The organism is Billgrantia bachuensis, from assembly GCF_011742165.1.
Classification (GTDB): Bacteria; Pseudomonadota; Gammaproteobacteria; order Pseudomonadales; family Halomonadaceae; genus Halomonas; species Halomonas bachuensis.
The window spans coordinates 163376-183904 of sequence record NZ_JAAQTO010000018.1 but is presented as its reverse complement, the minus strand read 5'-3'; the positions used below and the strand labels follow the sequence as shown (position 1 = coordinate 183904).

The 20529-nt window shown below is 62.2% G+C and carries 21 protein-coding genes and 1 pseudogene; 16 read left to right on the top strand and 6 right to left on the bottom strand.

The genetic code is table 11. From position 1 onward, the window contains the following. Nucleotides 1–15 precede the first annotated feature (15 nt). Nucleotides 16–981 (top strand): hypothetical protein, encoded by a 966-nt coding sequence (locus HBJ55_RS08365; protein WP_167112969.1) that lies wholly within the window; start codon nucleotides 16–18, stop codon nucleotides 979–981. A gap of 74 nt (nucleotides 982–1055) precedes the next feature. On the opposite strand, the gene HBJ55_RS08360 is transcribed toward HBJ55_RS08365, so the two are convergent. The 6 genes and pseudogenes from HBJ55_RS08360 to HBJ55_RS08335 form a co-directional block, all read right to left on the bottom strand. Continuing rightward, complete coding sequence (locus tag HBJ55_RS08360; protein WP_167112968.1) at nucleotides 1056–1430, bottom strand: hypothetical protein; 375 nt, start codon at nucleotides 1428–1430, stop codon at nucleotides 1056–1058. Between the two features lie 7 nt (nucleotides 1431–1437). Next, a complete protein-coding gene (locus HBJ55_RS08355) occupies nucleotides 1438–2682 on the bottom strand; it encodes a P-loop nucleotide/nucleoside kinase family protein (protein ID WP_167112967.1) in 1245 nt (414 codons plus the stop codon). Between the two features lie 28 nt (nucleotides 2683–2710). Beyond that, nucleotides 2711–4000 (bottom strand): glutamate-1-semialdehyde 2,1-aminomutase, encoded by a 1290-nt coding sequence (hemL, locus tag HBJ55_RS08350; protein WP_167113034.1) that lies wholly within the window; start codon nucleotides 3998–4000, stop codon nucleotides 2711–2713. 189 nt (nucleotides 4001–4189) lie between these two features. After that, nucleotides 4190–4981: pseudogene (gene thiD / locus HBJ55_RS08345) on the bottom strand (bifunctional hydroxymethylpyrimidine kinase/phosphomethylpyrimidine kinase); the annotation flags it as partial. Between the two features lie 2 nt (nucleotides 4982–4983). Further along, a complete protein-coding gene (gene hemJ / locus HBJ55_RS08340; RefSeq protein WP_167112966.1) occupies nucleotides 4984–5415 on the bottom strand; it encodes a protoporphyrinogen oxidase HemJ in 432 nt (143 codons plus the stop codon). A gap of 45 nt (nucleotides 5416–5460) precedes the next feature. Beyond that, nucleotides 5461–7218 (bottom strand): chloride channel protein, encoded by a 1758-nt coding sequence (locus HBJ55_RS08335; protein WP_422674178.1) that lies wholly within the window; start codon nucleotides 7216–7218, stop codon nucleotides 5461–5463. A gap of 141 nt (nucleotides 7219–7359) precedes the next feature. Between HBJ55_RS08335 and argC the strand changes: the two genes are divergently transcribed. From argC to atpA, 15 genes are all read left to right on the top strand, one after another. Next, nucleotides 7360–8394 carry an N-acetyl-gamma-glutamyl-phosphate reductase gene (gene argC / locus HBJ55_RS08330; RefSeq protein ID WP_167112965.1) on the top strand — a complete coding sequence of 345 codons (1035 nt, stop codon included), beginning with the start codon at nucleotides 7360–7362 and terminating at the stop codon, nucleotides 8392–8394. Between the two features lie 95 nt (nucleotides 8395–8489). Continuing rightward, on the top strand, nucleotides 8490–8843 hold the full coding sequence (gene erpA, locus HBJ55_RS08325) for an iron-sulfur cluster insertion protein ErpA (RefSeq protein WP_167112964.1): 354 nt from the start codon (nucleotides 8490–8492) through the stop codon (nucleotides 8841–8843). Nucleotides 8844–8922: 79 nt separating this feature from the next. Then, entirely contained in the window at nucleotides 8923–9687 is a 765-nt protein-coding gene (locus HBJ55_RS08320) for a transporter substrate-binding domain-containing protein (protein WP_167112963.1), read from the top strand. A 107-nt stretch (nucleotides 9688–9794) separates the two neighbouring features. After that, a complete protein-coding gene (locus tag HBJ55_RS08315; RefSeq protein WP_167112962.1) occupies nucleotides 9795–10466 on the top strand; it encodes an ABC transporter permease subunit in 672 nt (223 codons plus the stop codon). Between the two features lie 11 nt (nucleotides 10467–10477). Continuing rightward, entirely contained in the window at nucleotides 10478–11251 is a 774-nt protein-coding gene (locus HBJ55_RS08310) for an amino acid ABC transporter ATP-binding protein (RefSeq protein WP_167112961.1), read from the top strand. Nucleotides 11252–11781: 530 nt separating this feature from the next. Continuing rightward, entirely contained in the window at nucleotides 11782–13677 is a 1896-nt protein-coding gene (gene mnmG, locus HBJ55_RS08305; protein WP_167112960.1) for a tRNA uridine-5-carboxymethylaminomethyl(34) synthesis enzyme MnmG, read from the top strand. Beyond that, a complete protein-coding gene (rsmG, locus tag HBJ55_RS08300) occupies nucleotides 13674–14339 on the top strand; it encodes a 16S rRNA (guanine(527)-N(7))-methyltransferase RsmG (protein ID WP_167112959.1) in 666 nt (221 codons plus the stop codon). Before mnmG ends, rsmG begins: the two co-directional genes overlap by 4 nt. A 28-nt stretch (nucleotides 14340–14367) precedes the next feature. Continuing rightward, entirely contained in the window at nucleotides 14368–15138 is a 771-nt protein-coding gene (locus tag HBJ55_RS08295; RefSeq protein ID WP_167112958.1) for an AAA family ATPase, read from the top strand. A gap of 53 nt (nucleotides 15139–15191) precedes the next feature. Then, nucleotides 15192–16109, top strand: coding sequence for a ParB/RepB/Spo0J family partition protein (locus HBJ55_RS08290; RefSeq protein WP_167112957.1), 918 nt, complete (start codon nucleotides 15192–15194; stop codon nucleotides 16107–16109). Between the two features lie 186 nt (nucleotides 16110–16295). Beyond that, nucleotides 16296–16703, top strand: a complete 408-nt coding sequence (locus HBJ55_RS08285; protein WP_167112956.1) for an ATP synthase subunit I — start codon at nucleotides 16296–16298, stop codon at nucleotides 16701–16703. A 7-nt stretch (nucleotides 16704–16710) separates the two neighbouring features. Continuing rightward, nucleotides 16711–17538 carry a F0F1 ATP synthase subunit A gene (gene atpB / locus HBJ55_RS08280; RefSeq protein ID WP_167112955.1) on the top strand — a complete coding sequence of 276 codons (828 nt, stop codon included), beginning with the start codon at nucleotides 16711–16713 and terminating at the stop codon, nucleotides 17536–17538. 66 nt (nucleotides 17539–17604) lie between these two features. Then, nucleotides 17605–17832, top strand: a complete 228-nt coding sequence (gene atpE / locus HBJ55_RS08275) for a F0F1 ATP synthase subunit C (RefSeq protein WP_111415139.1) — start codon at nucleotides 17605–17607, stop codon at nucleotides 17830–17832. Nucleotides 17833–17905: 73 nt separating this feature from the next. Then, entirely contained in the window at nucleotides 17906–18376 is a 471-nt protein-coding gene (locus HBJ55_RS08270) for a F0F1 ATP synthase subunit B (RefSeq protein WP_167112954.1), read from the top strand. Nucleotides 18377–18387: 11 nt separating this feature from the next. After that, nucleotides 18388–18924: a F0F1 ATP synthase subunit delta gene (locus tag HBJ55_RS08265; RefSeq protein WP_167112952.1), complete on the top strand. Its 537-nt coding sequence runs from the start codon at nucleotides 18388–18390 to the stop codon at nucleotides 18922–18924. 16 nt (nucleotides 18925–18940) lie between these two features. Next, the gene (gene atpA / locus HBJ55_RS08260) at nucleotides 18941–20485 is read left to right on the top strand and encodes a F0F1 ATP synthase subunit alpha (RefSeq protein ID WP_167112950.1); all 1545 of its coding nucleotides are present in this window, start codon (nucleotides 18941–18943) and stop codon (nucleotides 20483–20485) included. The last annotated feature ends 44 nt before the right edge of the window (nucleotides 20486–20529 follow it).

Here is a 20529-nt window from a genome sequence, read left to right as displayed (position 1 = left end):
CGAGAGGGAATAAAGATGAAGTTCAAGATGACCATCATGGCAGCGGCTATCGCTTTCTCAGGTACGGCTCTGGCCAACCAGAATGAGTCGTATATCGACCAAGAAGGCATCAACAATAATACAAGTGTAACACAACTAACCCAGGGCGCGGGAAACAACGTTTCTGATGTCACACAAACGGGCGCCTATAATGACGCAACCGTACTCCAGCAAGGGTGGCAGGGTTATAACGAATCAGCCATCGATCAGGAGGGTGTGGGAAATCACGCCAACGCACTGCAGCACGGGACAAAAAACAGCGCTAGTCTGGCTCAATCCGGAGCGTACAACTCTTCTGAAAGTCAGCAGTACGGTAGCCGGAACGCCCTACAGGTTGACCAGGAAGGGGTTAAGAACAATGCCACCTCGTACCAAAATGGCTGGAGAAACTTTGCCGAGGTCAACCAGAGCGGCAGCTTCAACGACTCTGACGTCGTTCAGTGGGAAGACAAGAATTTCGCGATGGTGAACCAGGAGGGTACCAAGCTTTCCTCCGACATTACTCAATCCGGCGACTACAATTACGCCGATGTTGACCAAAGCGGAAGCTTCAACGACTCTTCCATTGATCAGGACGGCACACTGAACAAGGCAATGGTGCGCCAGAGCGGGTTGAAAAACGATTCCGACATCGAACAGAATGGGAAATATAATACGGCGACGGTGGAACAAAGCAGCTTTAACAACGATGCCGTCATCACCCAAAACGGCCGTTACAATACATCCGACGTGATGCAGAGCGGCTTTAACGATGTGGCCTATTCCTCTCAGACGGGTCTGGGCCATGATTCGTCCATCAGTCAGTCGGCGTTGCCGGGCTTCTTCGGTGGGCTGGCTAGCTTGGCCAGCAACAGTGCCACGCATGTACAGATGGGCGTCAACAACTCCGCCGTTACCACACAAGTGGGCGGGGGCAACACGGCTTACGTTCACCAGAACTGAGCCTGCAGAAAAAGGGCCTGCCACCTTGGCAGGCCCTTTCTTTTGGATTAAAGAGAGGGGTAAAGAGGCGCGTCTTACCTGACTTGCAAGCTTAGCTGGCTATTTTCGCCACGCGAACTCGAACGACTGACGTTTCCGCCTTTGCGAACCTCTACCGTCAGGCTTCCCTCCGTCAGCTGTCGCACGCTGGCTTCCAGCGCCTCGCCTCGATACCGATGCTCGCTAGGAACGGTTTCCGCCAGCTCATGCTTCTCTACCCCATCCTCTCGATGGATTTTCAGCGTCGCCACGAAACGTGTACCCGGCTCACCATCAAACACGATGTCAATGACATTTGAGGCGCTATCCTCCATAGGTGTCACGACTCCCCGCGACGTGGAACGGTCGCCCGCTACGAGGTCGCCCGTTCCGATACAGGTAATCAACAAGGTGATGAGCAACTGTCTCATTGCAGCCTCAGCTATAACTCAGCCTTATCCGTTTCTCTACCAGCATCGCCAAGGTATCACCGACATGCTCGGCGGTGGTATCGAGATGCAGCAGGTGCTGACGCTCTTCGTCGCTGAAATCCTCGAACAAGGCCAATTGCCGGTTGAGTACCTCGAGGCTCGTTGCCGGGTCCCCCCCCTGACGCCTGGCACGCTTGGCAATGCGTGCCCTGAGGGTTTCGTCATCAGCTTCGAAACTGACGAAAAGTACTGGCAAACCGCGTGCCTCGCCTTGCTGTTGCAGCAATTGGCGTTGGGCGCGCGTCAGGCAGGTCGCATCGATGCAGGTAGGGATGCCACCATTCAGCAGAAGTCCGGCCAGGCTGGCCAGGCGCTGGTAGGTACGCTCGGTAGTCTCCGGACTGAAGATATCCACAACCGGTGTTGCATCGACCGCCTGTGGAGAAATACCGAAGAGGCGCCGCCGCTCGGCATCCGAGCACAGCCTCACGGCACCCAGCCGCTCGACGATTTCAGCCATGAAGCGGCTCTTGCCGCTGCCCGAGACACCGACACCGATGATCAGCGGAGGAAAGCGGAAGTTGGAAACCCACTCGGCCAGTTCGAGGTAACGCCGACACTCCGTCATGATCTCGGCCAGGTGAAACGCCGTGCCGCGACCTGATTCCCAGCGCTGCAGCGCTCGGCGGGCCCCCGCGATCGAGCGACAAACCGCAAACACCGAGATGAGGCGAGTGAGCGAGTAGTCCCCCGAGAGCCGCAAATAGCGATCGAATGCGTAGTGCGCCAGCCGGGTCTCATCGCGGATATAAAGCCCCACCAGTAGCGAGACCAGATCGAAGCCCGAGTCCAGGCAGCGCTTGGCCAGCGGATCCGATGCTTCCAGATCGAGGGCGTTGGACATGATCAGACGCTGCCGATCGTACAGCGACATGACCTGACGACCGACGATCCAGCTTGGGCGGGGTTCGCCACGCTCGTGGAACCACGGCTCGAGTCGTACCAGTTCCTGCTCCAACCACACTTTCAAGCCGTACAGGCGTCGCCGATCCTCCTCGCCCGCCAGACGGGCATCGAGCTCCTTCACCTCCTCCTCAACCAGTGAACGGGTAGCTGCCAGGCAGCAAGACGAACCCACATAGGGAAGGTCATCGACAATCGTACGATGGGATGCCACCAGCGAATCGATCAATTCATCCAGGCCGAGAGCAGTGGAAGGAGACGTCTGGCAATTCGCTGAGGTGGCATCCATGTTCATTCCTCGTGGCAGTGGCGCCTCGTCAAGACTGGTGCACCTGGGCGAAAGCCTTCTCGGCGGCATCCAGCGTCAATTGAATGTCTTCCGGCGTATGGGCACTGGACATGAAGCCCGCCTCATAGGCCGATGGCGCCAGATAGACACCTTCGTCCAGCATCGCCGCAAAAAAACGGCGGAAGGCATCGGCATCGCAGGCCGTGGCCTGGGCGAAGTTGTCGACCCGGGACTGCCCGGTGAAGAACAATCCGAACATGCCGCCGACTCGCTGGGTGATCATGTCGACGCCAGCGGCATCGGCACGCTCCTGCAAGCCGTGACATAGCGTCTCCACGCGCTGAGCCAGGGCATCGTGGAAACCGGGCTCGCGCAGCTTGGTCAGCAAGGCGATGCCTGCCGCCATGGCCAGCGGGTTACCCGCGAGCGTCCCCGCCTGATAGACCGGCCCCAGCGGAGAGATCATTTCCATGATCTCGCGCTTGCCGCCGAAGGCGCCCACCGGCATGCCACCGCCGACGATCTTGCCCAGGCAGGTCAGATCGGGCTCGATGCCGAAGTGGGCCTGGGCGCCGCCCAAAGCGACGCGAAAACCGGTCATCACTTCATCAAAGATCAGCACACTACCGTACTCGGTGCAAACCCGGCGCAGGGTCTCGTGGAAGCCGGGCAGCGGCGGAATGCAGTTCATGTTGCCGGCGACCGGCTCGACGATGATGCAGGCGATCTCGTTGCCGATCTCCTCGAAGCAGGCCTCCACCGCATCGATATCGTTGTAGGCCAGCGTGATGGTGTGCTCGGCCAGGGAGGCCGGGACGCCAGGTGAGCTGGGCTCGCCATGGGTCAGTGCACCGGAACCGGCCTTGACCAGCAGCGAGTCGGAGTGGCCGTGATAGTTGCCCTCGAACTTGACGATCTTGTCGCGTCCGGTGAAGCCCCGCGCCAGGCGAATCGCGGACATGGTGGCCTCGGTACCCGAGTTGACCATACGCACCATATCGATCGAGGGAATCATCTCGCAGATCAGATCGGCCATTGTGGTTTCGATGGCGGTCGGCGTGCCGAAGGAGAGCCCATTGTCGAGTCGATCGCGCACGGCACCGAGCACGTCCGGATCGGCGTGACCGGTGATCATCGGTCCCCAGGAACCGACATAGTCGACGTAACGCTTGCCTTCCACGTCGAACAGGTAGGCCCCCTGGGCTCGCTCGATGAACACCGGGGGCCGGTGAAGCCCCTTGAAGGCACGCACGGGAGAATTGACACCGCCGGGAATGTGGCGGCAGGCCTGTTCGAAGAGCGTTGCGGAAGTGGTCATGTCAGCCTCATTGCTGTCTCGAAAATGGTTTGACCCCGTCATGGGAGATGCCGGGCTTGAGCTGCCCGGCCTGTGGATAACTTCCTGGATAACATTGAAGTCACTGGTATGGATACGCTGATCTTCGCTCATGCCATCGGGTTGGGTCACGTCCTGCGATGGGTTGCACGGGCTATCGTGGAAAATCGTTCGTCGCGGCAGCGCCTGACCACTGCCCGGCTGCCAGGCATTGACCAAGGCCTGCCAGGTAAATTGCTGGGCCTGCTCGCAGGCAGAGCGCAGCGACTCATCTGCGGCAAGCCGCGCCGCCAGCGCGGCAGCCAGAGTGCAGCCCGAGCCGTGAAAGCTGCCCGCCAGCCGCGGCCAGCGCCAGGCGAAGCGGCCATTTCCGTCGTAGAGAGCCAGTTCGACTTGCTCTCCCGGTACGCCGGTTTCTGGATCGTCACTACCGGTCACCAGCACAGCGCGGCAGCCGAGCGACAGCAACCGCTGGACGCGCGCCTGGTCATCCTGGGCCTGCGGCCCGGCAAGGCGAGCCAACTCGAGACGATTGGGAGTCAGGATATCCACGAGAGGAAGCAGGCGGGAACGAAAGGCATCGACCAAAGTCGCTGTGGATAACTCTTTTCCTCCCCCGGCCCTGAGCACCGGATCAGCCACCACCGGCACCTGCGGGTGCGCCTTGACGATATCCACCACGGCCTCGAGCGCCTGGTGGCTGGCCAACAGACCGATCTTGATCGCCGCCGGGCGAAACGTGGCAAGCTGATCCGCCATTTCACGGATCAGGTTCGCGGGTACCGGCTCCACCCGCTGCACATCGTGGCAGTCCTGCACCGTCAGCGCCGTCGGTACCGTCATGGCCCAGCCGCCACAGGCGGCAATCGCTTCGCTGTCGGCGATGAGTCCCGCCCCGCCAGTAGGGTCGTGGCCGGCCAGCACCAGCACGACCGGGGGTTGTCGATTCATATGGCTCGGCATGGTCAGAACGGCTTGAGTACGACCAGGATCACGATGGCGAGCAACGCAATCACCGGCAATTCGTTGAACCAGCGGAAGAAGACATGGGTACGCCGGCAGCGGCCCGCAGCGAACTGCTTGAGATAGACCAGACAGGCATGGTGGTAGATCACCAACAGCAACACCAGTGCCAACTTGGCGTGCAACCAGCCCATGCCGAGCCATTGGGGCCTGAGATATAGCAGCCAACCGCCCAGAACGATCACGGCAATCATCGACGGCGTCATGATGCCGCGGTAGAGCTTGCGCTCCATCACGCTGAAATAGTCGATGGCCTGCTGCTCGCCCTTGTCGCGCGCCATGGCATGGTAGACGTACAGGCGCGGCAGGTAGAACAGTGCCGCGAACCAGGTCACGACGGCCACGATATGCAGGGCCTTGATCCAGAGATACATGCAGTCTCCTCGGAGAACGCCGTCGACACGGTCATTTTCGTCAGTTCATTTCAGCGAATAGTAACGCTCGATGGAACCGCGGGTGATGATACCGGAAATTCGCTTGTGCTTCGGACGCCGGCCCTGTTCCACGTAGAGCGCATCGACCGCTTGGTCGTTGAGCCGCTCGAAGGCCTCCGACAGAGTCGCCTGCAAGTGGATCGGGGCCATCTCCAGGCGCAGCCCTGGTACCTCGAGCAGGTCGATCAGCGCCTCCTCGGAGGTGATCTCCTCGAGCTCCTGCTCATCGATCAGCGCCCGGGCCAGATCGGCCGCCTTCAGGGCCAGGGTCGGTTTGTCGCCGGTGGAGCGAAGGATCAGAATCCAGGCCGGCTTGGCAACCAGCAACGCACGAGCCTGGTCGCGGGTCACCATGCGTGGCGTGGTCACGAAGCTTCGCTCCATCACCGCCGGCACCGATATCCGCGATAGCGCCTGCATCAGAGGCTGCTGCAGCGGGTGCAGGCCATGGCGGGTCACGCTGATGAAAAAACCGTCGCAGCGGCACAGCTGGCGGGTCGTCAGCCCAGAAACCACCACTGCCAGCATGCCCGGCAGGATGATATTGGGGTTGTGAGTCAATTCCAGCAGCGCCATCAGCGCGGCCAACGGCGCCTGCAGGACCGCTCCCATCATCGCCGCCATGCCGAGCATGGCGTAGAAGCCGGGCTCCACGCCCAGTTGGGGAAAGAGCCACGCTCCCACCAGGTCGGCCAACGCTCCGGCCGCAGCCCCGACCACCAGCACCGGGCCGATGATACCGATGGGAATACCGCTGGCCACGGTGATGGCCGTCAGCAGCAGTTTGGCTATGACCAGCGCCAGCAGTACGTCGACGGTCAGATTTCCCGCCAGCGAAGCATCCAGGCTGTCGTAACCGATGCCCTGCACGTCGGGGTACCACCACGCCACCGCCGCCGTGACCAGCGCCACCAGCGCCAGGCGCAGCACCACCGGCAGGCTACTGATGCGCTCGCTTCTCGCCACATGGATGAACAGCCCGGCCAGCAGCCCGATGAACAGTGCCGTGATCACGATCCAGGGCAGGTTCATCAGCGAGCCCAGGCTGACGCTGGGTACCTGGATGGCCGGTTCCGAACCGTACACCAGGATGGCCATCAAGGCGCCCATGGTAGAAGCCAGGATGACCGGCATGAAGCCGGCGATGGTGTATTCCATCATCACCACCTCCATGGCGAAGATGACGCCGGCAATTGGCGTATTGAAAGATGCCGAAATGCCTGCCGCCGTACCACAGGCCACCAGCACCCGCAGGCTGTTGTGCGGCAGGCGCAGCTGCTGGCCCAGACCACTGGCAGCGGCCGCACCGAGATGGATCGCCGGCCCCTCGCGGCCGGCGGACAGACCACCCAGTACCGTTGCCACCCCGACCCACCACTGGTTGATCCAGTTACGCAAGGGGAAGCGGCCCTGGTGGTAGGTAAGACGCTCGATGACGTGAGCGACGCCCAGCTTGCGTGCCGCCGACGGCTGGCGCCACAGGAAGATGCCGATCAATGCCACGGCAATCAGCGGCAGGCTCGAGCGCACCATCGGCGACAGCCCTTCGAAGGCTTCGTGGTTGCCTTCCGGCATGAACAGCAACCCCCCCAGCCCGAGCAGTAGCCGGAAGCCGACCATCACGGCCCCCGTCACGAGCCCCGAGACGACCCCCAGTACACACAGCTGGGGCAGCGCATCGACACTGGCCAGCTTGCGGCGAAAGCCTTCCAGGCTGAAGTTGGGAAGCGAGAGGCGCGGCACGGCAAGTTTCCTGTGCAAACGGTTCCTTGGAAGCATCGTCAAGGCGGTTGAGTCGCCGCCCCCTCTCTTGTGTATCATATCCGGACAGGACGGTCCCGCTGCGACCGCTCCCAGCCAGGCTAACTTCGAAGGAGTCGCGTTGTGATCAAGGTCGGAATCGTCGGCGGCACCGGTTATACCGGCGTCGAGTTGCTCAGGCTATTGGCCCAGCATCAGGAGGTCGAGGTCGAAGCCATCACTTCGCGCTCCGAGGCTGGCATGCGTGTCTGCGACATGTACCCCAACCTGCGCGGTCATTACGACGACCTGGCATTCAGCGAGCCCGACCCGCAGCGTCTGGGCGCCTGCGACGCGGTATTCTTCGCTACGCCACACGGCGTTGCACACGCCCTGGCCGGCGAACTGCTCGCCCAGGGTACCCGGGTGATCGACCTCTCGGCCGACTTCCGCCTGCGCGACGCCAAGGTGTGGTCGGAGTGGTACGGCCAGCCACACGGCGCACCGGAGCTGCTCGACGAAGCCGTCTACGGCCTACCCGAGATGCACCGCGAGCGCATTCGCCAGGCGCGCCTGGTCGCTGTGCCCGGCTGCTATCCCACGGCAGTACAGCTGGGACTGCTGCCACTGCTCGAGGCCGGACTGATCGACGTCGGCCATATCATCGCCGACTGCAAGTCGGGCGTGACCGGCGCCGGACGCGGTGCCAAGGTCCCTTCGCTGCTGGCCGAGGCCAGCGAATCGATGAAGGCCTACGGTGCCTCTGGCCATCGCCATCTGCCGGAGATCAGTCAAGGCCTCGGCGATGCCGCCGACGGGCCGGTGGGACTGACCTTCGTTCCTCACCTGACGCCGATGATCCGCGGTATCCATGCCACCCTCTACGGGCGCCTCACCGCCGAGCCGGGCGATCTGCAGGCACTGTTCGAGCAGCGCTTCGCCAACGAACCCTTCGTCGACGTGATGCCCGCCGGCAGCCACCCCGAGACGCGCAGCGTCAAGGGTGCCAACGTCTGCCGTCTGGCGGTACATCGTCCCTCCGGCAGCGATACCGTGGTGGTGTTGTCGGTGATCGACAACCTGGTCAAGGGCGCTTCGGGCCAGGCAGTACAGAACCTCAACCTGATGTTCGGCTTCGCCGAAAACGCCGGCCTCGCTGCCCCCGCCCTGATGCCCTGATGGCACGGTCCCGTCCCCGGTAATAGTTGACCTTTTTACTGGGGATTGGGGATAATTCGCCGTTAGCCATTCATTTCAGCTCAGGGAGGAACCCCATGAGCGGCGCAGAATCCTTCGTGCCCACTCCCATGATGCTCTCCGACGCTGCCAGGAAGCGGCTTCAAGCGCTCCTCAAGGAAGAGGGCAAACCCGACCTCAAGCTTCGCGTCTACGTGACGGGGGGTGGCTGCTCGGGCTTCCAGTACGGCTTCGACTTTGCCGACTCGGTCGGTGACGACGACACCCTGATCCAATTCGGTGAGGTAGCCCTGGTCGTCGATGAGCTTTCCTACCAGTACCTCGTGGGTTCCACCGTCGACTACGAGGAGGGGCTCGCCGGTGCCCGTTTTCTGGTCCAGAACCCCAACGCCACGACCACCTGCGGTTGTGGGGCCTCCTTCATGGTCTAACCCCTTGACTTGACGCTTCCCTGTGGACTCGCCATGGTTTAAAGGCGTAACGCCACAACAATTCACCATGGGGAAACGTATGAAACGACAAGTGAAAACGGCCACCCTGGTTTCGGGCATGGCCTTGGCACTCGGTCTTGCCGGTTCGGCCACTGGCAGCGAAACGCTCGACGTGGTCACCGACCCAAGCTTCGTCCCTTTCGAGATGATGGATCAGGAAAGCGGCGAAATGGTCGGTTTCGACATGGACATCATTGCCGCGGTTGCCGAGCGAGCCGGGTTCGATTACGAACTCAACACCATGGATTTCAACGGCATCATTCCCGCCGTTCAGACCGGCAATGTAGATATTGCCATCGCTGGTATCACCATCACCGAGGAGCGCGCCGAGATCGTCGACTTCTCGGACCCCTATTACGATAGCGGCCTGAAGATCCTGGTGCGTGCCGACGAAGACGGCGTCGAGGAGATCGAGGATCTCGAAGGCAAGACCATCGCCACCAAGGTCGGCTCCACCAGTTACGACTTCCTGCAGGAGAACCTCGGCGACAGCGCCGAGATCACCCCCTATCCCGGCAGCAGCGACATGTACATGGCCCTGCTCGGCGGTAGTGCCGACGCCGTGTTCTATGATGCGCCCAACGTCGCTTACTTCGCCCAGACCCGCGGCGAAGGCCGGGCCAAGGTGGTCGGACCGCTCTATGAGGGACAGCAGTACGGCATCGTCTTCGTCAAGGGCAGCGAGTGGGTTGAACCCGCCAATGAAGCACTGGCCGAAATGCGCGAGGACGGCACCTACGACGAAATCCACGAGAAGTGGTTCGGCAGCGCCAGCGACGAGTGATTGCCCAGCGATCCTGACGCGGGGTCGGGTCGTTGGACTCGACCCCGCGGCGTTGTCACCTGCCCGCGCCTTTAAACCCCGAGGCGCGTCTTGACCGGAGAACCCAAGTGGACGTCACCTTCCAATTCGACTGGGAGGCGGCCTTCGCCTCCATTCCCTTTCTACTGAAGGGGATACCCTATACTCTGCTGATCTCTTTCGGCGGCCTGGCCATCGGCTTTTTCATCGGTATCCTTTTCGGCCTGCTGCGCATCAGCCCCATCGTCTGGCTACGTGTGCCGGCCATCGCCTACATCGAGATCTTCCGTGGCACCCCGGTGCTGGTCCAGGTGCTATTCATCTTCTATGGCCTACCCCAACTGCTTGGCGGCCCGATCAATGCCCTGGTGGCCGGTATCGCCGCCATCGCGGTGAACTCGGGAGCCTATATTTCGGAGATCGTACGCGGCGGTGTCCAGTCGATCGAACGTGGCCAACGCGAGGCCAGCCTGTCACTGGGACTCTCGCGAACGCAGTCGTTCCGCTACATCATCTGGCCCCAGGCGCTTCGCCGCATGATTCCTCCGCTCGGCAACCAGGGGATCATCAGCATCAAGGACACTTCGCTGTTCTCGGTCATCGGTGTCGGCGAGCTGGTGCGCCAGGGCCAAGTCTATATCGCCACTACCTTCAACGCCCTGGAAGTCTATCTCATGGTCGCCCTCCTCTATCTGGCGATAACCCTGAGCCTGTCATTCGCACTGCGCCTGCTCGAGCGCAGGGGCCTGGTTGGACAATGAAGGAGCGCGAAATGAACCGAGACAATACTCCCTCCGATGCCGCCCCCATCGTGCAAATGGAGAAGGTCAACAAGCACTTCGGTGAGTTGCACGTGCTCAAGGATATCGACCTTACGATCCGGCCTGGTGAGGTGGTGGTGGTCATCGGCGCCAGCGGCTCCGGAAAATCGACCCTGATTCGCTGCATCAACGGCCTCGAGGAGTTCCAAGCCGGCCATATCGAGGTCGACGGCAACGAATTGCTACCCAATGGCAAGAGCAGCCGTGCGCTGCAGACGATCCGCACCGAGGTCGGCATGGTATTCCAGCAGTTCAATCTTTTTCCCCATCTCAGCGTGCGCGACAACGTCACACTGGCACCGATGAAAGTGCGCGGCTGGAACCTCGCCGATGCCACCGAGACCGCCAATCGTCTACTCGAACGTGTCGGGATCGCCGACCAGGCAGACAAGTACCCTTCCCAGCTCTCCGGAGGTCAACAGCAGCGCGTCGCCCTGGCCCGGGCGCTTGCCATGGAGCCGCGGCTGATGCTGTTCGACGAACCCACCTCGGCACTCGATCCCGAAATGATCGGTGAAGTGCTCGACGCCATGCGCGAGCTCGCTCGCGAGGGCATGACCATGATCATCGTTACCCACGAGATGGGCTTCGCCCGTGAAGTCGCCGATCGGGTGGTGTTCATTCATCGGGGAGAGATCGTCGAACAGGCCGCTCCCGACGTGCTGTTCGACTCCCCTCGACACGAGCGCACCCAGAGCTTTCTCTCTCGCGTACTCAAGCACTAGCAGCTTCCCGGACACGCCCCTGCGAAGCCCTGACGTCATCGTCAGGGCTTTTTTTTGCCTGTGGATAAGATTTTCTCGAAAACACCCTTCCCTTGCTCCCAGAGCGCATGGTTGGTGCCTACGTCATGTCCTAGGCCGGTTGTTCACAGTCGCGGTGACAAGTACGGTAGGCGGCGGTGGAAAAGAGGTGCAGCGTTCGCTCTGTGGACAAACATGCCTTTCATCCACAGGCTCGTCACCGGCCGCCCTCAGCTCGTCATCCTTTTTTCACCGTATAAGTCAACAATTCAAGATCATGTTTTGTATATGATATTCTTGGTTATCCACGGTTTTTATCCACACTAGTAGTTACAACCACAATAGAACTTCTCTCTTTTAATCATTCTGTTTTGTTTAACCAGGTGAGGGGAAAGGGGGCTCCGTGAAAGCGGGTGTGGAAAACCCCTGACGCTTACCCACAGGAGGTTTATACTGCCAGGCTGATTTTCGTCCTTAGGCAATATCTGCGCACAAGCGCAACGAGGTGCACCTTGGAGTATCCCGACCGCTTTGACGTCATCGTCATCGGCGGCGGCCATGCGGGAACCGAAGCCGCTCTGGCCTCCGCTCGCATGGGCTGTCAGACCCTGCTACTGACCCATAACATCGAGACTCTCGGACAGATGTCCTGCAATCCCGCCATTGGCGGGATCGGCAAGAGCCATCTGGTCAAGGAAATCGATGCCCTGGGCGGCGCCATGGGCCTGGCCACCGATCTCGGCGGTATCCAGTTCCGTGTGCTCAACGCACGCAAGGGGCCCGCAGTTCGTGCCACCCGGGCCCAGGCCGACCGCGTGCGCTACAAGGCAGCCATCCGTGGTTTGCTGGAGAACCAGGCCAATCTGACGATCTTTCAGCAGGCCGCTGGCGATCTGGTGGTGAACGACGACACCGTGCGTGGCGTGGTCACCGAGACCGGGATTCGCTTCCTGGCCGAGACGGTGGTGCTGTGCACGGGCACCTTCCTCGGTGGCGTGATCCACATCGGGCTCGACAAGAGCCGCGGCGGTCGCGCCGGCGATCTGCCCTCCAATGCCCTGGCCGAGCGCCTGCGCGCGCTGCCGTTCCGGGTCGACCGGCTGAAGACCGGTACGCCACCGCGGCTGGACGCCAAAAGCGTGGATTTCTCGCAGCTCGAGGAACAACCGGGCGATACACCGACCCCCGTCATGTCCTACCTTGGCCGGCGCGACATGCATCCGCACCAGGTAAGCTGTCATATCGCCCATACCAACGAGCGTACCCACGAGATCATCTTCGCCAACCTCGATCGTTCACCGATGTACTCCGGCGTGATCGAAGGCGTTGGGCCGCGCTACTGTCCGTCGATCGAGGACAAGGTGCACCGCTTCGCCGACAAGGCGAGCCATCAGATCTTCATCGAGCCCGAGGGGCTGGAGACCCATGAGCTCTACCCCAACGGGATTTCCACCTCGCTGCCCTTCGACGTGCAACTGCAGGTGGTGCGCTCGATCAAGGGGCTGGAAAACGCTCATATCACCCGGCCCGGTTATGCCATCGAGTACGATTTCTTCGATCCGCGCGATCTCAAGCACTCGCTGGAAACGAAATTTATCCACAACCTGTTCTTCGCCGGGCAGATCAATGGCACCACCGGCTACGAGGAGGCCGGCGCCCAGGGGCTGCTCGCCGGCCTCAACGCCGCACGCCGTGCCAAGGAGCTCGGGGCTTGGTGGCCACGGCGTGACGAGGCCTACCTCGGCGTGCTGGTCGACGACCTGATCACCCTGGGTACCAAGGAGCCCTATCGCATGTTCACTTCGCGCGCCGAGTATCGGCTGCTGCTGCGCGAGGACAATGCCGATCTTCGTTTGACCGAAGCCGGTCGCGAACTGGGCCTGGTCGACGACACGCGCTGGGCAGCGTTCAGTCAAAAGCGTGAGGCGATCGAGCGCGAGAGCGCGCGGCTCAAGGCCAGTTGGGTCCAGCCCGGCACGGCAGCCGCCGAGGCCATCGCGGCCAGGATCGGCAAGCCGCTGCCCCGCGAGTACAGCCTGCTCGACCTGCTCAAGCGGCCCGAGCTGAACTACGCCGACGTAGCCCACCTCTCAGGCGAGCCGGTCGACGACGAGGCAGTGGCCGAGCAGGTGCAGATCCAGGCCAAGTACCAAGGCTACATCGATCGCCAGCAGGACGAGATCGACAAGCTCAAGCGCCATGAGTCCACCCCGCTACCGGCCGATCTCGACTACGCCCGGGTCGAGGGGCTTTCCCATGAGATTCGCCAGAAGCTCGCCGAGGCGCGCCCCGAGACGCTGGCTCAGGCGTCGCGGATATCCGGCGTGACACCGGCAGCGGTGTCGATACTGCTGATTCATCTCAAGAAGCGCCGTCTGCTCGACGACTCGCGAGTGGCCAACGGATGAGCGACGCCGTCACGTCACAGGTGGAAGCGCGTCTCGACGAAGGATTTGCCGCTCTAGGCATCGACATCGATGGCGCACAACGCGAGCGGCTGCTGCGTCTGGTCGGGCTGTTGCACAAGTGGAATCGCGCCTATAACCTCACCGCGATACGCTTACCGGAAGAAATGGTGGTCAGGCACCTGCTCGACAGCGCGGTGGTATTGCCCTTCGTCGACGAGGCGCCGCTGCTCGACGTGGGGGCTGGGCCGGGCCTGCCGGGGCTGGTGCTGGCGATCTTGAAGCCGAGCCTGGTGGTTACGCTGCTCGACAGCAACGGCAAGAAGGTGCGTTTCCAGCGCCAGGCGATGATGGAGCTCGGGCTCGATAACGTCACGCCCGTGCAGGCCCGGGTCGAGGCCTTCGAGCCGCCGGCGGGTGGCTACGTCCAGGTGATTTCGCGGGCCTTCGCCAGTCTGGCCGACTTCGTCCGGCTGACCGATCATCTGCTGGCGGAAGGCGGGCACTGGTTGGCCATGAAGGGACCGGCCGCCGCCGAGGAGATGGCCAAACTGGATGCCGGGCTGACCATACGCGAGCGTCATGCGCTCGCCGTGCCGTTCACCAAGGGGGAGCGTCAGCTGTTGATCGTCGAGCGAACCGATTCCAACCCAGGCCGCCTGTGAGCGTGCCTTCGACGCAAGGAAGTCGCCCGTGACCCAAATCATCGCCTTGACCAACCAGAAAGGCGGCGTGGGCAAGACCACCACCGCCGTCAACCTGGCCGCCAGCCTCGCCGCCCTGGATCGCCGCGTGCTGCTGGTCGATCTCGACCCCCAGGGCCATGCCACCATGGGCAGCGGCATCGACAAGCATGCGCTCGAGGGCAGCGTGCTCGACCTGCTGCTGGGCGAGAAAAGCGCTCCCGAGGTGATGCTCGACTGCCCCGCCGCCGGCTACTCTCTGCTGCCCGGCAATGGCGACCTCACCGCCGCCGAGGTGGAGCTGCTGGACCGGGCCGAAGGTCGCGAACGCAGCTTGACCGAGGCCCTGGGCAGTGTCGCCGGCGAATACGACGTGGTGCTGATCGACTGTCCGCCCTCGCTCAACATGCTCACCGTCAATGGCCTGACCGCTGCCAACGGCGTACTGATTCCGTTGCAGTGCGAGTTTTACGCCCTGGAGGGACTCTCGGCGCTCCTCGATACCGTTGAGCAGATCAAGGACAGCGTGAACCCGAACCTGGCGATCTATGGCATCCTGCGCACCATGTTCGATAGCCGCAACAGCCTGACCCGGGACATATCCAAGCAGCTGCGCGACTACTTCGGCGAAGCGCTGCTCAAGACCACGATCCCGCGTAACGTGCGGGTCGCCGAGGCGCCGAGCCATGGGCTTCCGGTGACCAAGTACGCGCGCTTCTCGCGTGGCAGCCAGGCCCACCGGGTACTGGCCAAGGAACTGATTCGTCGCCTGTCGCTGTAGTACGGTGGGCGGAACCGCCAGTCGTGACCGATTTTCGTGATGAGGGAATGCTGATGACGCGTAAACGCGCCCTGGGCCGAGGCCTGGATGCCCTGATCGGTGCCGGCGCCCGTCGCCGCGAGAATCTCGAACTGCCCGAGGTGGAAGCCCAGCTCGGCGAGACGAGCGAGCCGGCCGAAGCCGCTCCTGCCGCCGAGGAGCGACTCGAGCGCCTGCCGTTGGGCCAGCTCTGCCGCGGCAAGTACCAGCCGCGCCGCGACATTCAGCCCGAGGCGCTGGAGGAGCTCGCCGACTCGATCCGTGCCCAGGGGGTGATGCAGCCCATCGTAGTACGGCCCATCGGCGAGGCACGCTACGAGATCATCGCCGGCGAGCGTCGCTGGCGTGCCGCCCAGTTGGCCGAGCTCGACACCATCCCGGCGGTGATCCGCGAGGTCAGCGACGAGGTCGCCTTGGCGCTGGCGCTGATCGAGAACATTCAGCGCGAAAACCTCAACCCGGTGGAAGAGGCAATGGCGCTCAAGCGCCTGCTCGAAGAGTTCGAACTCACCCAGCAGCAGGTGGCGGATGCCGTAGGCAAGTCGCGAGCTCAGGTGGCCAACCTGTTGCGCCTGCTGGCGTTGGACCCTGAAGTACAGACCTTGCTCGAACGCGGCGATCTCGACATGGGCCATGCCCGTGCACTGCTTGCCCTTTCCGGTGCCAAGCAGCGTCGTGCGGCGCATGAAGTGGTCAACAAGGATCTCACCGTGCGCGATACCGAGGCGCTGGTGAAGCGCCTGGCCCAGGGCGAGGTGAAGAAGACCGCGAGCACCGCCGAGAGTCCCGACGTGATGCGCCTCGAGACCAAGCTCGGCGAACTGCTCGGCGCCCCGGTGAAGATTCAGCACAGTCGTGGCGGCAAGGGCAGGCTGACGATACGCTACTCCAGCCTGGACGAGCTCGACGGCATCCTCGAGCACATTCGCTGACGTCGCAAACGGTGTTGACAATTGTTGCTTCTTTGGTCGCAAACCCGCACCATTCGTGGGCGAAAAGCACCGGGTCCGGTTGAACAGACCAAGGGGCTTCCCTATAATCCGCCGTTGTTTGCCTGAGCGACACGCCAGGTTCAGATGGCCTCATGCCCTGATCCGGCGGGGCAGGACTGTCGACAGATGCACAGACACCCGAGTCGCCAACGCGAGCGCATCAATACCACCCATTTGCTCGGGTGGCAGGGCGCGGCGGTGACGTCTGTGACGGCTATCGGGGCATTGATAGCAGGAACCGAAGGCGCTCTGTCTGCGCTGAAGGGTGGGCTGGTGGGTCTGATTCCCTCCCTCTACTTCGCCTGGCGCATCGGTTCGGTACGCGGAGGCAGGCAAGCGGGTCGCTTCGTCTCGAATCTGTACCGGGCCGAGGCAGGAAAGTTCGGTTTGACGGTGACACTGCTGGCCGCGGTATTCGCGGCAGTGCCCCCCTCAAACCCGATTTTCTTCTTCGTCGCATACGTGGCGGTTCTGTTCACGCATTGGCTTGCGCCCTGGTTCAAGCGTGAAAGGCCGGCTCCTGAATCGAGGTAATGACAGCATGGCAGTAGGTAACGAAGTTACGGCAGCGTCCTATATCCAGCATCACCTTCAGAACCTGACCTTTGGGCGCCATCCCGAGAACGGCTGGTCATTCGCGCACTCCGCAGAAGAGGCTCGTGAGATGGGCTTCTGGGCCATCCACCTGGATACCATGGGCTGGTCGGTCGCCATGGGCCTGCTGTTCATCTGGCTGTTCCGCAAGGCCGGCAAGATCGCCACCACCGGGGTGCCCGGTGGGCTGCAGAACGCCGTCGAGATGGTCATCGAGTTCATCGAGGGCCTGGTGCGCTCCGCCTTTCATGGCCGAAATCCGATCATCGCTCCGTTGGCATTGACGCTGTTCGTGTGGATCCTGCTCATGAACTCGCTGAAGATCATCCCGGTGGACTATTTTCCGGAGCTGTTCGCACGTCTCGGCGTCGACTATATGAAGATCGTGCCGACGACCGACGTCAACGCCACCCTGGGCATGGCACTGGGCGTGTTCCTGCTGATCCTCTACTACAGCTTCAAGGTCAAGGGAGTCGGCGGCTTCGCCCGCGAGCTCTCGCTGACGCCGTTCAACCACTGGCTGCTGATCCCGTTCAACCTGGTTCTCGAAATCGTGAGCCTGGTCGTCAAACCCTTCAGCCTGGCAATGCGACTGTTCGGCAACATGTTCGCCGGTGAAGTCATCTTCATCCTGATCGCCCTGCTGCCGTTCTGGGCCATCTGGCTGCTCGACGTGCCGTGGGCCATCTTCCATATCCTGGTGGTCACTCTCCAGGCCTTCATCTTCACCATGCTCACCGTGGTTTACCTCAGCGCCGCGCACGAGCATCACTGAAACGAGCAACTTGCAGTTCTCAACCCTCAACCCCTTGAAAGTCAACTCGAAAACTAGGAGCACACAATGGATTACATTTACCTCGCCGCTTCCCTCATGATCGGTCTGGGCGCTCTGGGTACCGGCATCGGCTTCGCCATCCTCGGCGGCAAGCTGCTCGAGTCCACCGCTCGCCAGCCCGAGCTCGGCGACCAGCTGCAGACCAAGACCTTCCTGATGGCCGGTCTGCTCGACGCCGTGCCGATGATCGGCGTGGGTATCGCGATGTACCTGATCTTCGTCGTCGCCGGTTAACGCCGCTGCCGAGCGCTGAAGCGCTCGGTTTGCTCGTTTCCGGTCGCCACGAACCCGTCAGAGGTACATACCCGTGAATATCAACATGACGCTTATCGGACAAACGATCGCCTTCGCGATTTTTGTCTGGTTCTGTATCAAGTATGTGTGGCCGCCGATCAGCACAGCGCTTCACGAGCGCCAGAAGCGGATCGCCGAAGGTCTCGATGCGGCCAGCCGGGCGTCACGTGACCTCGAGCTCGCTCAAGAGCAGGCGTCCCAGACGCTGCGTGAGAGCAAGGAGCAGGCTTCGCAGATTCTCGAGCAGGCCAACAAGCGTTCGGCGCAGATGGTCGAGGAAGCCCGCGTGCAGGCTCGTGCCGAAGGCGAGCGTCTGATCGCCAGCGCACGTGCCGAGATCGATCAGGAAATCCAGCGTGCCAAGGACGAGCTGCGGGCCCAGGTCTCCAGTCTCGCCGTGGTCGGTGCCGAGCGCGTCCTGGAAGCCTCCGTCGACGAGAAGGCGCATCGCAAGCTGCTCGACAAGCTTGCTGCCGAACTTTGAGGAGGTGATCCATGGCGGAACTGTCTACCGTCGCGCGACCCTACGCTAGAGCGGCATTCGAACACGCACGCGATCAACAGGCGCTGGACGGCTGGTCCGAATGGCTCGACAAGCTGGGCCAGGCCGTTGCCGTACGCGACGTGCAGAAGCTTCTGTCCAGCCCGCGTTTCTCGCCCGAGCGCAAGGTGGCCATGCTGATCGAGCTGACCGAGGTCAAGCTCGACGACTCGGCCAAGGCCTTTCTCGACATACTGGGTGAGAAGGGCCGGTTGACGGCGCTTCCCGCGATCGCGGAGCGGTTCGCGTACCTGCGCGCCGAGCATGATAAACGCATCGAGGTCACCGTCGTCTCGGCCTACGAGCTCGATGACAAGCAGCAGAACAAGCTCGCCGGCGCGCTCAAGAAGCGGCTGAATCGCGAAATCTCCATTATCACTCAGTTGGATCCGAAGCTTATCGGAGGCGTCGTCCTGCGCGCCGGCGATACCGTCATCGACGGATCGGTGCGCGGTCGATTGAACCGCCTCTCCGAAGCTCTCACCGCCTGAGTCTGAGGGACATGGCATGCAGCAACTGAATCCTTCCGAGATCAGCGACATCATCAAACAGCGTATCGAAAAGCTGGATGTCGCATCCGAAGCCCGCAACCAGGGCACCATCGTCAGCGTTTCCGACGGCATCGTGCGTATTCACGGCCTCGAAGATGCGATGTTCGGTGAGATGATCGAATTCCCCGGTAGCATCTACGGCATGGTGCTCAACCTCGAGCGCGACTCCGTGGGCGCCGTGGTGCTGGGCGACTACCTCCAGCTCGAAGAGGGCATGACCGCCAGCTGTACCGGTCGCATCCTCGAGGTGCCGGTGGGGCCCGAGCTGATCGGCCGCGTGGTCGACCCGCTGGGCAACCCCATCGACGGCAAGGGCGATATCGACGCCAAGTTGACCGACGCGGTGGAAAAGGTCGCCCCGGGCGTCATCACCCGTCAGTCAGTGGATCAGCCGATCCAGACCGGTCTCAAGTCGATCGACGCCATGGTGCCGATCGGTCGCGGTCAGCGTGAGCTGATCATCGGCGACCGCCAGATCGGTAAATCCGCCATCGCCGTCGATGCGATCATCAACCAGAAGGGCAAGGGCGTCACCTGTATCTACGTGGCCATCGGTCAGAAGCAGTCGACCATCGCCAACGTGGTGCGCAAGCTCGAAGAGCACGGCGCCATGGAGCACACCATCGTGGTCGCCGCCGGTGCCGCCGATCCGGCTCCGATGCAGTTCCTGGCACCCTACGCCGGCTGCACCATGGGCGAGTACTTCCGCGATCGCGGCCAGGACGCCCTGATCGTCTATGACGATCTGACCAAGCAGGCCTGGGCCTACCGTCAGGTATCGCTGTTGCTGCGTCGTCCGCCGGGCCGCGAAGCCTATCCGGGTGACGTCTTCTATCTCCACTCGCGTCTGCTCGAGCGTGCCGCTCGCGTCAACGTCGAGTACGTCGAGAAGTTCACCAACGGCGAAGTGACCGGCAAGACCGGCTCGCTGACCGCACTGCCGATCATCGAGACCCAGGGCGGCGACGTTTCGGCGTTCGTTCCGACCAACGTGATCTCGATCACCGACGGCCAGATCTTCCTCGAGACCGACCTGTTCAACGCGGGTGTGCGTCCGGCCATCAACGCCGGTCTGTCGGTGTCCCGCGTCGGTGGCGCAGCCCAGACCAAGATCATCAAGAAGCTCGGCGGCGGTGTGCGTCTGGCACTCGCCCAGTACCGCGAGCTGGCGGCCTTCTCCCAGTTCGCTTCCGATCTGGACGAAGCCACCCGCAAGCAGCTGGAGCACGGTCAGCGCGTTACCGAGCTGATGAAGCAGAAGCAGTATTCGCCGCTGTCGGTAGCCGAGATGGGCGTGACGCTGTATGCCGCCAACGAAGGCTTCCTGGATGATATCGATGTCAGCAAGGTGCTGGACTTCGAGCGTGCCCTGCACGACTACATGAGGTCCGAGCACGCCGAGCTGCTCGACAAGATCAACCAGACCGGCGACTACAACGACGAGATCCAGCAAGGGCTGAAGCAGGGTCTCGAGCAGTTCAAGGCCACTCAGAGCTGGTAAATCCGCCGGCCCGCCCGTCGGGGCGGGCCATGGACATCTTCTGA